Raw genomic sequence first — 14,519 nt, 5'->3', positions numbered from 1 at the left:
CTTACTGTGAGTTTACTGCCATATTTTTTGTGAACCTTTTTCTAACCAATCCGGAAAAAATAATCCATGTAACAGTCACAGTACATACTACTCTTCAGTTTCTTCAGTCCGTACAACAAGCACATCACAATGTGCAGCACGTGTGATATGTTCGGATACACTTCCGATCAGAAAACGTTCAACGGCATTCAAGCCTGTTGCACCGCAGATGATCAGGTCTGCTCCGATATTCTTATTCGCTTCTCTGGGGATGATCACTTTGGGAGAGCCATATTCAACATACGTTTTTACCTTTGTCACCCCTGCTTTGGCCGCTGTTTCTTTGTACTCCTCAAGAAGTTCTTCCGCATAACGGATCGCTCTTTCTCCAACAGTACGGTCATACGATTCAATCGCGGCAAAAGAACGGGTATCAATGACATGAATCAGTGAAAGTGTTGCATCATTCCGCTTTGCGATGGCGATCGCTTTTTTGAATGCCCATTCAGCTTCTCTTGATCCATCGACGGCTACCAATATGTTCTGATACTTTAAACTCATTTGTTATCCCCTCCTTATATTCATCATACTACATTTTTCCACTTATAGCTTATGACTAATCATCGAATAATAATGTTGAATAAAATAGTCAAACAGGGGGATTTACAATGAAGAAAAGAGATCCGAAGGAACAGTTCCAATACGATGAGCAGGGCAGTGAACAAGTAAGTCAGCAAATTATGAATTCTTATACGAGCGGTGTCATTGATACTGAAAATGGACACTACAACACGTATGAAGACCACGGTGAAAACCAACAGTAATCACTAGAAAGGCTGATCCAATTCTATTAGAGGATCAGCCTTTTCCTATCCGGGCTTGTTTTCAAGTGGAGGGATTTGTTGTTTCGTACGCCGGAAGTGCTTCGTTAGCATATATACTAATGATGTCAAAATGAAGGACAGAAATCCCGGCGAGCAGTCCTCAGGAATTAATATGTATGCAGCCATTCCGGCGGGAAGCACCCATAATGCTTCTTTGTTATAGGCAGCAGTCCCATTCAAAAGTTCGAGCAGGGATTTATCGGTCAGCCGCCCTTTTTTCACAAACAGATAATCGGCTGTCACAATAGCCGAAATCGGTATGATCAATATGCCAAGGATTGAAATGTAGCCCTCTGCATGAAGAACAAGGGAAGGGATACAGCTTAGCAGGATTCCAGCTGCCCCAAAGACTGCAGCACTTTGAACCCGGGTCATACCGGGTAAAGCATTCAGCAGGCTGTAGCCGCCTGTATACGCATTGCTGAGGTTGATTGATATCATGGACACCATTGCGCATGCACAAATGATAAGCAGAAGAATAAGAGAAGAAGTAAGCTCACTTGCCATCACAAATGGATTCAATTCACCGAATAAGCTGGCACTGAGTCCTCCTAATAATGCAGTCATCATGAATCCGGCGACATTTCCGCCGTACAGCCCCCAGAATCCGTGAGCTCCGCTTTTGCTGTAGCGTGTAATATCGGATGATGCACTGACCCCGGAGACATATTGGACGAAGATCAGACTTGAATAAAAAAAGAATTCAGCTGCACCGGCATCCTTTTTCCCCCCGGTGATCAAAGAGGAAACATCCGGTGCCGGCATGTTTGTCACGAATAAATAAAGGATGGTCAATTGTCCGAGGACAAGGACTGGAATGAAGTACTTGACTGCTTTTTTCACTGCATGGAATCCGACTAAAGCGAGCAGTGTCATGAAGAGTGCAAGGCCGGCTGCAACCGGGATAAACGGGAGGGATACCTCCGTCAGTTTTTTTACCATCGACAAAAGGACATACGTCCCGCCGATTGTCTGAACGCTGAACCAGTAAAGTGACGTCAGTGACCGGACGGGGGAAGCGATATGCATGGAAAGCTTAGTGCCAAGCAGGGTCCGGAGTACATATTGTGCGGGCAGTCCGTATCTCGAACCCGGGAGAGACAGGAAGGACACATAAAGAAACGCTGCCATTGACCCTAATACTGTACATATGAACGCCGCTGCAAAAGAAAGCCCGCCCTCGATCACCGCCAAAGCGGGAATCAGGAAGTTGCCCGCATTGACTGAAAAGGCGAGTTGAATGATGAAATATTCCTTCCACGAAGTGGTCTTTTGCTCTGCCGGGACCTGCTCCAGACCCAGCCGTTCAATCATTGGTTGTTTACCCATGGCAGTCTCCTTTTGACCGGTGATTTTCCGCTCTTTCTATTTTAAAGAATTTTTGCAAAAAAGCGAAGAAATAAACATTAATAATTTTACATGAAAAGAGAGATATTTACTTATAAATTTGTTAAAATGTAAGTGCTTACAGAGAAGCGAAATTCTCTTAGCTATAATATAAAAATAGTGTTATATTTATGAAGTGATGCTCAGGAATGAGCAATAGTGGATTTTAGGAGGTAGGCATAAATGCGTATTGGTGTGCCAATGGAGATTAAAAACAATGAAAACCGTGTAGCGATGACTCCTGCAGGGGTCGTGAATCTCGTTCAATTCGGACATGAAGTTTATATTGAGTCTGGGGCAGGGCTCGGTTCAGGATTCACAGATGAAGATTATACGGCTGCAGGTGGACATATCGCAGGTTCTGCATCAGAAGCATGGTCCATGGACATGGTCATGAAGGTGAAAGAACCTCTGCCTAGCGAATATACTTATTTCCGCGACGGGCTGATTTTATTTACATATTTACATCTTGCTCCTGAGCCGGAACTTACAAAGGCTCTTATCGACAATAAAGTCGTAGCAATTGCTTACGAAACAGTTGAAATGAACCGTGCACTTCCACTGCTGACTCCTATGAGTGAAGTGGCCGGACGCATGGCGACTCAAATCGGTGCTCAATTCCTTGAAAAGATCCATGGAGGAAAAGGAGTTCTTCTATCGGGAGTCCCTGGTGTACGCCGCAGTAAAGTGACAATCATCGGAGGCGGGGTAGCAGGAACGAATGCAGCAAAAATGGCAGTAGGTTTAGGGGCAAACGTAACAATCCTTGACTTGAACCCTGACCGCTTACGTCAGCTTGATGATATCTTTGGGAGTGATGTCACTACAATGATGTCAAATCCACTTAATATTGAACAAGCTGTGAAAGAAGCAGACTTGGTTATCGGGGCAGTCCTTATCCCTGGAGCTAAAGCACCTAAGCTTGTAACAGAAGAGATGATCAAGTCGATGACTCAGGGATCGGTGGTAGTTGATATTGCGATCGACCAGGGCGGTATTTTCGAAACGACTGACCGCATCACGACTCATGATGATCCGACTTACGAAAAACATGGCGTCGTACACTATGCAGTTGCTAATATGCCTGGTGCCGTTCCGCGCACATCGACGATTGCCTTGACGAATGTAACCGTTCCGTATGCAATCCAGATTGCGACCAAAGGCTACAAGAAAGCTTGCCTCGATAATGAAGCGCTTCTGAAAGGAATCAATACACTGAACGGATACGTAACGTATCAAGCTGTTGCCGAGGCGCACGGACTTGATTACTCAGATACAAGAACACAACTTGAACAACTTTAATACACCAAGCCGGCTGCAGACAAAACTCTGGGGCCGGCTTTTGTTTCAGTCCAGCTGCGGAGCTTAGAGGCACATGTCATAAGTCAAACCGGCCAAGAAGGCAAAGAACGCCTTATGCCACCCGCCTCTGAGCAAATCCCCTCCGCATTTCTTTTTAACTTTTAAACAAGCAAAAAACAGGGTATATCAAACTATAGATCATTAAAGATACTAAGCAGGAGGAGATACGATGAAGATTTCATACCACGGACATTCGGTAGTGAAAATTGAAACAAAAGGAAAGACGATCTTGATCGACCCGTTCATTAATGGAAACGAACTGACAGACCTTAAGGTTGAGGATGAGAAACCTGATGTAATCATCTTGACACACGGTCATAATGATCATGTGGGGGATACGGTCGAACTTGCCAAGAAAAATGATTCACTCGTGATCGCCAATCACGAACTGGCGACATATCTCAGCTGGAAGCTTGTCAAAACCCATCCGATGCATATCGGAGGTGCATTCGAGTTTGATTTCGGGAAAGTAAAGATGACTCAGGCTTTCCACGGCTCGGGACTCATGACTGATGGAAATGAAATCGTCTATATGGGGATGCCTGCAGGACTTCTATTATTCATTGAAGGAAAAACGATCTATCATGCCGGGGATACAGGGTTATTCTCGGATATGAAACTGATCGGCGAACGTCATCCGATAGACCTGGCATTCCTGCCGATAGGGGATAATTTCACGATGGGACCTGAAGACGCAGCAGAAGCAGCCAGATTCCTGAAACCGGAGAAGGTCGTTCCGATTCACTATAATACGTTCCCGCCGATCAAGCAGGATCCGCATAAATTCATCGAGATGCTGGATGGCTGTACGGGACAGATCATGAATGCAGGCGACACAATCGAATACTAAACACGGAGGAGAGTGACGTATAGAAGCGGTTGTGACCTATGCGTCACTCTCTTTTTTCAGTTTTTACACAATATCCCGTCCTTCTCCGCATATATATGATACAAGCCCGGAGAGGAGGAATCACATGAAGAAACAACGCTATATCCTTTGTCTGTTACTGACAGGTGCCTTACTGTACTATGCAGCCCCGCGATTATCAATCGAAGCCGGCGGGCTGGAAGGTGCATTCGCAACCGCCTGGATCGTACTCGCAACATTCGTCATCGCAGGCAACCTTGCTGGACTTCTATATAGCCCGTCCAAAGGGGTCAAAAGAGCCAAAGCGAAGTCTGTTACGCCCCCGAAAAAGAGGCTCCGTTCTTTTGGTAATTAGGTAAGGAGCGGCTGTGCACCCTGATAAAATTGAAACCCCAAGCTTTTCACATTATAATGAATCTATGAAGCAGGACGTATAAAAGAAGGGTGAAAAGCTTGGCAACCAAACATGAACAAATTTTAGAATACATAGACTCCCTCCCTGTCGGAGAAAAAATATCCGTCCGCCAAATCGCAAAAGCACTGAGCGTCAGTGAAGGAACAGCTTACCGGGCGATTAAGGATGCAGAAATAAAAGGCTATGTCAGCACGATCGAACGTGTCGGAACAATCCGGATCGAACAGAAGAAAAAAGAAAACATCGAAAAGCTGACCTATGCAGAAGTGGTAAACATCATTGATGGACAAGTCCTGGGCGGAAGAACGGGTCTTCATAAGATGCTCAATAAATTTGTCATCGGTGCAATGAAGCTCGAAGCGATGATGCGTTATACCGAAGCAGGAAACCTGCTGATCGTCGGAAATCGAACCAAAGCCCATGAGCATGCATTGAGAGCAGGAGCGGCCGTCCTGATCACCGGCGGATTCGACGCTGACGATCATGTGAAAAAACTTGCGGATGAGCTTGAGCTGCCTATCATCTCCACCTCCTATGATACCTTTACCGTTGCGGCGATGATCAACCGGGCGATTTATGATCAGCTCATTAAAAAAGAAATCGTCCTCGTGGAAGATATTCTGACGAAAGTGGACAACACTGCTTATTTACATGTAAACGACACACTTGAAGACTGGTATGAAAAAAACCAGTATACCTTTCACAGCCGATTTCCGGTAGTCGATCAGAATCTGAAAGTTCACGGGATGGTGACGTCCAAAGATGTCATGGGCCAGGAAAAGCATATCGGAATCGATAAAATCATGACCAGGCAGCCGATCACGGTCAGTGCGAAGACAAGTGTTGCTTCAGCCGCCCATATGATGATTTGGGAAGGGATTGAAGTACTCCCGGTAGTGAATGAACAGAACAAGCTGAAGGGGATCATTTCACGGCAGGATGTCCTGAAGGCACTTCAAATGATTCAAAGACAGCCGCAGGTCGGAGAAACGATCGATGACTTGATCAGCAACGGGGTCGAAGCAGGCGAGAAAAAAGGAGACAAGGAAATCTATCATTTCGCTGTCACCCCTCAAATGACGACCGGACTCGGCACCATGTCCTACGGGGTCTTCACCACTCTGATGACAGAAGCAGCCAACCGGGTGTTGAAGCCGTATAAAAAAGGCGATCTCGTTGTCGAGAATATGACCATCTATTTCATCAAGCCGGTGCAGATGGAAAGCATGCTCGATATTCACCCGAAGGTCCTTGATGTCGGAAGAAAGTTCGGTAAGGTGGATGTTGAAGTATACAGTGAAGGGGTCCTTGTCGGTAAATCGCTTATGATCTGTCAATTGATCGACAGACACTAGAATAAGAAAAAAAGACTGAGATGGATATCCCAGTCTTCCAGGCGTTTCTAGTTGCCGTTCAGTTCCTTTGCTTCACGTTCCGCATAAGGGAGCACATGCTTGTACAGCTTGTAGCCTGCCCAACAGCTGCCGATACCGATCAATATGAACAGGGCACCAACGAAATACGTTACGGTACCAGGGAATAACACGAGCTGATTGACGCCGAATAAAGCAACGAACAAGCCGAGAGCCATGCTTGCCTTTGCAGACAGCCATTTTTTCTCCATAGGCCGGTTGCTTCTGACTTGCTTAACTTTATAGAAAATATAGAAGGTAAAAGCTAGTGTAATAAAAAATGCGAGAAAATACATATTCATTGTCCTCCAGTGCTGGCTTTCTCGCTACTATTTTACAGGTAAGAGAACAGATTGCCAAATGAAAATTTCGTGAAGAAGGAGATCCTTATGAAAGAAGAGATACTGCAATTAATCAAACAATATGAAACGATCATCATCCATAGACACGTCCGTCCCGATCCCGATGCATACGGTTCACAGGGAGGACTTGCCGAAATGTTGAAAGCTTCTTTTCCGGATAAAAATATATATGCGGCAGGCCTTGAGGAAGTAACGCTTCACTATCTGAACCGACTTGATTCCATCCAAGATGAGGTGTTTGAAGGTGCGTTGATCATCGTATGTGACACGGCCAACGAAGAACGGATATGTGACAGGCGCTACAAACTGGGAGATAAGCTTGTCAAGATCGATCACCATCCAAATGAAGATGCATATGGTGATCATTTATGGATCGATACGACTGCCAGTTCAGTCAGTGAGATGATCTATGAATTCTATCAATTCGGTAAGGACAAAGGACTGGTTCTTCCGGAAAGTGCTGCCCGCCTTCTGTTTGCCGGTATCGTCGGTGACACGGGAAGATTCCTTTATCCGAGCACCACGCAGAAAACATTTGATATCGCCGGGGAATTGATCCGTTTTGATTTTGATAGAAACGAACTTTTCAATAAGATGTATGAGGTCGATCCATCCGTGTTGAAACTTCACGGTTATGTTCTCCAAAACTTTGTCATGGATGAAGATGGGTGCGGTCAGATGATCATGTCCAGGGAGATTCTCGAACAGTATGGAGTGGTCCCTTCGGAGGCATCCCTGCTGGTAAGTACTTTAGGTAATGTTAAAGGAATCAAAGCATGGGTTTTCTTTATTGAAGAAGAAGATCAGATTCGGGTGCGCCTCCGTTCGAAAGGGCCAGTCATCAACACGATCGCCAAGAAATACAACGGCGGCGGCCACCCGCTTGCGGCAGGCGCTTCGATTTATTCCTGGGAAGAGAAGGAGGAAGTACTGCGGGACCTGCGAGAGGTTTGCAGGGATTACTAAGTTTAAAGTTGAAAGCTCCCATTTTTTTATGGGAGCTTTTCTTTAGTCTTCATACTCGAGTTCCAGTGTAATCTGCGTGGTCGTCCAGAAATACATCTCCCGAACTTTAAAGGTGAAGCTTTTCTCATTCAGCTCCACGGTTTTATTTTCAATGATTTTTTTGATAAGATCACGATTTCCATACACGGATTCAAGGTCTTTATTGATCAGACTCCTGAGATCTCCGCTCAGCCTGTCCTCGGTTTCATGGATGCTCAGCAGTTCCACTTTTGTTTTGGTGGGGTTCGATATCTTTATCTTCACTTCCTGGATGGTCAGTTGGTCTTCATTTTTTTCATTGAGCTGTTTGTACTCTTCCTGCAAGTAGGTGAGGGTATTTTTATATTTACTGATTTCATTTTTCTGCTCTTCAATCAGCTTGGTTTGATTTTCGTGCATCACCCCGAACATATAGATAAAGATCATCCAGCTGACGATGCCTCCTACGACCATGCCTGCAAAAAAACGCTGCCAGGAAGGAAGTTTGTAAAATGGAGGGATCCTCATGATGAGATATGCTCCTGGGTGAGCCACGAAATAATCATGGCACCGGTATTGGCTCCTCCCAAAGCAGAAAGAATTAATAAAAATTGTTTGAAGACTTCTTTTGTTTCTCCGTTTAAGAACCCTTTTTCAAAACTGTATACTGTATCAAACGTACCTCCGATTGCAGCGATGATCGCCCATATCCGCAAAAAATTTGAAAGACGCCACATTTCAATGAACAACGGCTGTCCCATCGCGAATGCAGCGAATCCGCCCAATAATGAACCCCCCAGTAAAACCCCCAGTGCGATAAAGAAACTTTTGATCAACTCAGGAAAAAAGGCTTCAGCCATTTCATCATCTCCATCTCAAGTCTGTCCAATTCTTCTCTTACGATAACTATATGGGTTTCGATGACGGGATATGAGGGAGAACATATTTTCTTTTTTTGGTTTTCTTACCTATAATGAAGGTATATTGAAACTTAAAGGGTGTGCATAATATGTCGTTTGTTCATTTGCAGGTAGCAAGCGCTTATAGTTTACTTTCCAGCACAATCTCCATAAATGGACTTGTACATAAAGCTAAATCGCTCGGCTATAAAGCTTTGGCGTTAACGGATAGAAATATGATGTATGCTGCCATACCTTTTTATAAGGCGTGTATGAACGAAGGAATCAAGCCGATCATCGGTTTGACGGCTGATGTCGCGGTCAGCGATGAACGCTCCTTTCCTTTGGTGTTATTAAGCAGGAACAACAGGGGATATCAGAATCTATTGAAGATATCGAGTGCAATCGGTGCTAAATCCTCGAACGGAATTCCCTTGAAGTGGCTTAATTCCTACAGTGAGGGCTTGATTGCCATCACTCCCGGTCCCCTGGGGGAAATTGAAACCCGGCTATTAAATGATGAAGTGGTTAAAGCGAAGGAAGCCATCCATACGTATCAACAGATGTTTGGACGTGATTCATTTTATATAAGTCTGCAAAAACACGGTTTGAAAACCGAGGAAGCATTCAACCCTCTCCTGAAAAAAACAGCTTTGGAAACCGGTACAAAAATGGTCGCGGCAAATAACGTTCACTATTTAAACCAGGAAGATCATTTTGCACATGAATGCATGAATGCGATCCGGGATGGAGTCAAGCTTTCGGAAGATGACCGGGACATATTGGAAACACAGGAGTACTATTTCAAGTCGAAGGAGGAAATGGTCGAGCTTTTTGCGGAAGAGGTGGAAGAGCTTGAGAACACCTTGAGGATTGCGGAAGAGTGTACTGTCCGGATCCCATTTCATCAACAGCTCCTGCCGAAGTATCCTCTGCCTGAAGGAGCAGGTGCTCAGCAAGAACTGACCCATCTATGTGAAAAAGGGTTAAATGAAAAGCTTGAAGAAGTAACCCCCGAGTATCTGGAACGGCTGGATTATGAACTCGAAGTCATCGGTAAGATGGGCTTCAGTGACTATTTCCTTATCGTCTGGGACTTTATGAAGTTTGCAAGGGAAAGAGATATCCTTACGGGGCCGGGGAGGGGGTCTGCAGCGGGGTCTCTCGTTTCCTATGCCCTCAGTATCACTGATGTAGATCCGATCAAGCATCATCTATTATTTGAGCGTTTTCTTAATCCGGAACGGGTTTCAATGCCGGATATTGACATCGACTTTCCCGATCACCGCAGGGATGAAGTGATTCAGTATGTGGAAGGGAAATATGGTTCTCTTCATGTCGCTCAAATCATCACATTCGGTACATTTGCAGCCAAGGCGGCACTGAGGGATACGGGAAGGGTCTTCGGCTTGAATATGAAAGAGCAGGAGCAGCTGTCCAGGCTCGTTCCGAATCAACTGGGCATCACATTGAAAGAGGCTTTCGGCAAGTCAAAAGAACTGCGGGAATTCATAGAGAATAATGACTTGTATAAACGCCTGTTCGATACGGCACTTAAGCTGGAAGGACTTCCGAGACATACTTCCACACATGCTGCCGGTGTGGTGATCAGCGAAGATCCCTTAGTACAGTGGATCCCGATACAGGGAAGTGCTTCCGGGATTCACCTTACCCAGTATTCGATGGATATCCTTGAAGAAATAGGCTTGTTGAAGATGGACTTTCTCGGCCTCCGGAACTTAAGCATTTTAGAGAGGATTGTAAAAAACATTAGAAGAGGAAGGGATAAACGCTTTTCCCTGGAAAGCATTCCGTCACATGACCGAAAGACCTTCGAGCTGCTGAGCAACGGGCAGACCAATGGCATATTTCAGCTGGAATCCGAGGGGATGCGCAATGTTTTGACGAAACTGAAGCCTTCTTCTTTTGAAGATATCGTAGCCGTCAATGCCCTGTACAGACCGGGACCGATGGAAAATATCCCGACCTATATCAATAGAAAACACGGTAAGGAAAACGTAGAATTTCCCCATCCGGATTTAAGGCCGATCCTTGAAATGACATACGGAGTCATCGTCTATCAAGAGCAGATCATGCAGATCGCTTCGAAAATGGCAGGATTCTCCCTAGGGGAAGCAGATTTGTTAAGACGGGCGGTTTCAAAAAAGAAGAAGGATGTGCTCGATCAAGAAAGAGAGCATTTTGTAAAGGGGTCCATTCAAAAAGGCTACACCGGTGATGTGGCCAATGGCATCTATGATCTCATCGTCCGGTTTGCTGATTACGGTTTCAACAGGTCCCATGCGGTTGCATACAGTATGATTGCTTATCAACTTGCGTACTTAAAGGCCAATCATCCTGCCTATTTTTTATCTGCGCTTCTCACTTCGGTTGTCGGAAATGAAACGAAAATCTCACAGTATATCAGGGAAGCCAAACAATATGATATTGAGATTCTGGCACCTTCCGTCAATAGCAGTCAATTTGTATTTTCAGTGGAAGGGAAAGATAAGATCCGCTACAGCTTAGGGGCGATCAAAGGAATCGGTGCCCAGGCACTCAAAGAAATCATCTCTGTAAGAAATGACAAGCCGTTTGATGATTTGTTTGATTTCTGTATGCGGGTGTCGTCAAAGATCATCAACCGAAAGATTTTGGAAAATCTGGTTTTTGCGGGTGCCTTCGATGAATTCAATGTCGACCGTGCGACTCTCCTCGCAAGTCTGGACGTCGCGCTTCAGCATGCAGAGCTCGTCAACCCCGAAGATGATCACGATTTATTTGGTGAAGAAGAGGCGTTTCTGCTTAAACCGAAATATGCAGAGGTGGAAGCGATGACGAATGAGACGAAATTGGGTTTTGAAAAACAGGTGCTTGGGCTGTATCTTTCAAATCATCCGGTCTCCTCCTATCGTCAACTTTTTGAAGAGTATGGTTCAACGCTGATTTCAGATGCAAGGCATGGTGTGAAAACGGCAATAGGGGGTTATATCACCTCGATCCGGTCGATCCGGACGAAAAAAGGGGAAGTCATGGCCTTTCTGGAAATCAGTGATGAAACAGATGATATGGAAGCCGTGGTCTTTCCAGGAGTTTACCGTCAGATTATGACACGCTTAAAGGAAGGCAATGTGTTATGGTTTGATGGAAAGACAGAAGAACGGAACAATAAGCTTCAGCTCATCATCAATAAAGTACAAACCATCGAAGAAATAAAGCAGGGAGTGGAAACGCGGCAGAAGAAGTTATACTTAAAGATCCCCCTGCAAGAAGATAAAGAGACGTGCATGAAGGATATACAGCAAATCATCCGGCGCAACAGAGGGACGCATGACGTGATCGTCTACATCGAGCAGGACAAAAAAAGCATGAAACTGTCTGATTTCTATAGAATCTCCGCTAATGACAGTGTGCTGAAAGAATTAGAAGAATTTTTGGGAAAACCGAATGTCGTTTTAAAATAACATCCTTTACTTCAACCAACATTTATATTATTGTTTAATAGAAAAAGGTGGTCTGACCACTGTGACCCTGCATTCTTTAAGATGGTAACCCATGAATCTATAAAAACGAAAATATAGCACGGACTATTGATTAAGGAGTGGATGAAATTGTCATTGCGTGAAGAAGCTTTGCATATGCATCGAGTAAATAAAGGAAAACTGGAATCAAAATCAAAGATAGAGGTAAGAAATGCCGAAGATTTAAGCCTCGCCTATTCCCCTGGAGTCGCAGAGCCTTGCAAAGTGATCTATGACAAACCTGAAACGGTCTATGATTATACGATGAAAGGCAACATGGTTGCCGTCGTATCGGATGGGACTGCAGTTCTGGGCCTTGGGAATATCGGTCCCGAAGCATCCCTTCCCGTTATGGAAGGTAAAGCTGTTCTGTTTAAGAGCTTTGCAGGTGTCGATGCATTTCCAATCTGCCTGAATACAACGGATGTGGACAAGATCGTCGAAACGGTAAAGCTTCTTGAACCGACATTCGGCGGAGTCAATTTAGAGGACATCGCCGCCCCGAACTGTTTCGAAATCGAAGAACGCCTGAAGAAAGAAACGAACATACCTGTATTTCATGATGATCAGCATGGTACAGCAATTGTTACCGTGGCGGGCCTTGTGAATGCTTTGAAGATCGTCGGCAAGAAAATGTCAGAAATCAAAGTCGTGGCAAATGGTGCCGGAGCTGCCGGAATCGCAATCATTAAGCTTCTTTATCGGTATGGTGTAAGGGATATCATCATGTGTGATTCCAAAGGGGCGATCTATGAGGGCCGTTCACAAGGGATGAACTCGATCAAGGATGAAGTGGCGAAATTCACGAATCGGGATCGCATTGAAGGCGGGCTCAGCGAGGTGCTGAAAGATGCGGATGTATTCATCGGTGTGTCTGTCGCAGGTGCACTGACAGAAGAAATGGTGTCATCGATGAAAGCAGACCCGATAATATTTGCCATGGCGAATCCTGTGCCGGAAATCATGCCGGAACTGGCAAAAGCCGCAGGTGCAAAAGTGGTAGGAACCGGCCGGTCGGACTTCCCGAATCAGGTAAATAATGTACTTGCATTCCCTGGTATTTTTCGCGGAGCATTGGATGTACGTGCCACACATATAAATGAAAAAATGAAACAGGCAGCCGTCGAAGCGATAGCAGGGTTGATCAGTGAAAGTGAATTGAATGCGGACTATGTCATCCCCGGTCCGTTTGATAAACGTGTAGCCCCTGCTGTTGCAGCAGCGGTAGCGAAAACGGCAATGGAAACCGGTGTTGCCCGCTTAAAAATAGATCCTGAAGAAATCCGTAAAAAAACGGAAGACTTAGCGGTAATCGGGAAAAGTGAATGATGAATAAAGTGAACTCCCTCCATTCACAATCGAAAGTGTATGTTGGAATTGTTCACCAACTTAGAGAAATGATATCAAAGGATGGCCTGAAGCAGGGAGATAAGATCCCTTCCGAAAGAGAGCTTTCCGAACGGTTGAACGTCGGCCGTTCTTCTGTAAGAGAAGCACTCAGGGCTCTTGAATTATTAGGTTTGATTGAAACCAGGAGAGGGGAAGGAACCTTCCTGAGAGATTTCAGGGATCACCATCTGATTGATCTGCTGGGAATGTTCATTCTGCAGGATCATAAAGCACAACAGGATGTAAAATGTACGAAAACGATGATTGAAAAAGAGGCGCTGCGTACAATTTTCTGCCAAAATCTTGATGTGTCTGCACTCATTTCTAAAGTTGCCGAAGACAATGACAGTCTTACCTGGAGGGAAATATTTGAGGGAGTCATCCTCGTAAGCAACAACTATTTATCACATAGAATATGGAACGTCCTGAATGATTACGAAACTTTAATCATCGGTGAGAAGAAAATAACCCCTGAAATAAAGGAAAAACTTTTAACCCTGCTACAAGGATTAGAAAATCAAGACAAAGAATCAGTGCAAACAGCTTATAAACAGATCTGTGAAATCGGCGATCAAGAGTTGACAAATTCCAACATCTTTTTATAATGGTTTCCGTTAAACTGGTAGACAAGCTGATTGTTCCAGATGGTGCTTCTGAAAGGGGATCAACAATTACTTTTTTATGAATCTGTTAGAGGTTATTCATATTTTTAACAGATTCCAGCTGTTGATTGGAGTGAAAGACGAAGACTCCTGCGGGAGAAGTGGCCAATGTGAGACCTGTCCAGCAACGGCGGCTAACCCCTCGAGGTCATAAGCTAAATTGTCCAAGAAGGCAAAAAGGGCCTTCCCGGCCGATTCATCTTATGCTTGTCGGGGCTGGACGAGCCGCCTCCACTTTTCTTCCCGCAGGCGAAGCCGAGGAGGCTCACGGGTCACCCGCGGAAAGCGAAGTCTTCCACGGAAATCAACAGCGGTATTGAGCAGGTCCTTCCATTTCACTTATACACTTTCTTTCATCCAAAGAATATGAATACAAAAGCGACGGTAATTAGTTAA

14 protein-coding genes are annotated in these 14,519 nt (G+C 44.9%); 9 read left to right on the top strand and 5 right to left on the bottom strand.

Annotated elements, in window-relative coordinates; genetic code table 11:
* Positions 1-87: 87 nt before the first annotated feature.
* Complete coding sequence (locus V6B33_RS11765; protein WP_334217940.1) at positions 88-540, bottom strand: universal stress protein; 453 nt, start codon at positions 538-540, stop codon at positions 88-90.
* A 107-nt stretch (positions 541-647) separates the two neighbouring features.
* Between V6B33_RS11765 and V6B33_RS11760 the strand changes: the two genes are divergently transcribed.
* On the top strand, positions 648-803 hold the full coding sequence (locus tag V6B33_RS11760; protein WP_334217939.1) for a hypothetical protein: 156 nt from the start codon (positions 648-650) through the stop codon (positions 801-803).
* A gap of 45 nt (positions 804-848) precedes the next feature.
* Here V6B33_RS11760 and V6B33_RS11755 read toward each other — a convergent pair whose 3' ends face one another.
* Positions 849-2,192, bottom strand: a complete 1,344-nt coding sequence (locus V6B33_RS11755) for a purine-cytosine permease family protein (RefSeq protein ID WP_334217938.1) — start codon at positions 2,190-2,192, stop codon at positions 849-851.
* A 240-nt stretch (positions 2,193-2,432) separates the two neighbouring features.
* On the opposite strand from V6B33_RS11755, the gene ald reads away from it, so the two are divergent.
* The 4 genes from ald (at position 2,433) to V6B33_RS11735 (ending at position 6,249) form a co-directional block, all read left to right on the top strand.
* Positions 2,433-3,551 carry an alanine dehydrogenase gene (gene ald, locus V6B33_RS11750; protein ID WP_334217937.1) on the top strand — a complete coding sequence of 373 codons (1,119 nt, stop codon included), beginning with the start codon at positions 2,433-2,435 and terminating at the stop codon, positions 3,549-3,551.
* A 229-nt stretch (positions 3,552-3,780) separates the two neighbouring features.
* Entirely contained in the window at positions 3,781-4,461 is a 681-nt protein-coding gene (locus tag V6B33_RS11745; RefSeq protein ID WP_334217936.1) for a metal-dependent hydrolase, read from the top strand.
* Positions 4,462-4,585: 124 nt separating this feature from the next.
* Complete coding sequence (locus V6B33_RS11740) at positions 4,586-4,834, top strand: hypothetical protein (RefSeq protein WP_334217935.1); 249 nt, start codon at positions 4,586-4,588, stop codon at positions 4,832-4,834.
* Between the two features lie 98 nt (positions 4,835-4,932).
* Positions 4,933-6,249, top strand: a complete 1,317-nt coding sequence (locus V6B33_RS11735) for a CBS domain-containing protein (protein WP_334217934.1) — start codon at positions 4,933-4,935, stop codon at positions 6,247-6,249.
* A gap of 47 nt (positions 6,250-6,296) precedes the next feature.
* Here V6B33_RS11735 and V6B33_RS11730 read toward each other — a convergent pair whose 3' ends face one another.
* Positions 6,297-6,602, bottom strand: a complete 306-nt coding sequence (locus V6B33_RS11730) for a YtpI family protein (RefSeq protein ID WP_334217933.1) — start codon at positions 6,600-6,602, stop codon at positions 6,297-6,299.
* A 93-nt stretch (positions 6,603-6,695) separates the two neighbouring features.
* On the opposite strand from V6B33_RS11730, the gene V6B33_RS11725 reads away from it, so the two are divergent.
* Positions 6,696-7,634, top strand: a complete 939-nt coding sequence (locus V6B33_RS11725; protein ID WP_334217932.1) for a DHH family phosphoesterase — start codon at positions 6,696-6,698, stop codon at positions 7,632-7,634.
* 42 nt (positions 7,635-7,676) lie between these two features.
* Here the strand turns inward: V6B33_RS11725 and ytrI are convergent, their stop codons facing one another.
* Together ytrI and V6B33_RS11715 are read right to left on the bottom strand one after the other, a co-directional pair.
* A complete protein-coding gene (gene ytrI, locus V6B33_RS11720; protein ID WP_334217931.1) occupies positions 7,677-8,180 on the bottom strand; it encodes a sporulation membrane protein YtrI in 504 nt (167 codons plus the stop codon).
* Positions 8,177-8,512, bottom strand: coding sequence for a YtrH family sporulation protein (locus tag V6B33_RS11715; RefSeq protein ID WP_334217930.1), 336 nt, complete (start codon positions 8,510-8,512; stop codon positions 8,177-8,179). The genes ytrI and V6B33_RS11715 overlap by 4 nt, the downstream gene beginning before the upstream one ends.
* Before the next feature lie 149 nt (positions 8,513-8,661).
* Between V6B33_RS11715 and dnaE the strand changes: the two genes are divergently transcribed.
* The 3 genes from dnaE to V6B33_RS11700 all read left to right on the top strand — a co-directional run bounded on the left by dnaE (position 8,662) and on the right by V6B33_RS11700 (position 14,066).
* Complete coding sequence (dnaE, locus tag V6B33_RS11710; protein ID WP_334217929.1) at positions 8,662-12,015, top strand: DNA polymerase III subunit alpha; 3,354 nt, start codon at positions 8,662-8,664, stop codon at positions 12,013-12,015.
* Between the two features lie 147 nt (positions 12,016-12,162).
* Positions 12,163-13,401 carry an NAD(P)-dependent malic enzyme gene (locus tag V6B33_RS11705; protein ID WP_334218005.1) on the top strand — a complete coding sequence of 413 codons (1,239 nt, stop codon included), beginning with the start codon at positions 12,163-12,165 and terminating at the stop codon, positions 13,399-13,401.
* A complete protein-coding gene (locus V6B33_RS11700; protein WP_334217928.1) occupies positions 13,398-14,066 on the top strand; it encodes a FadR/GntR family transcriptional regulator in 669 nt (222 codons plus the stop codon). Before V6B33_RS11705 ends, V6B33_RS11700 begins: the two co-directional genes overlap by 4 nt.
* The last annotated feature ends 453 nt before the right edge of the window (positions 14,067-14,519 follow it).

This window comes from Mangrovibacillus sp. Mu-81, assembly GCF_036867415.1.
In the GTDB taxonomy this organism is placed as follows: domain Bacteria; phylum Bacillota; class Bacilli; order Bacillales; family Bacillaceae_B; genus Rossellomorea.
This window is presented reverse-complemented; position numbering and strand designations above follow the sequence as displayed.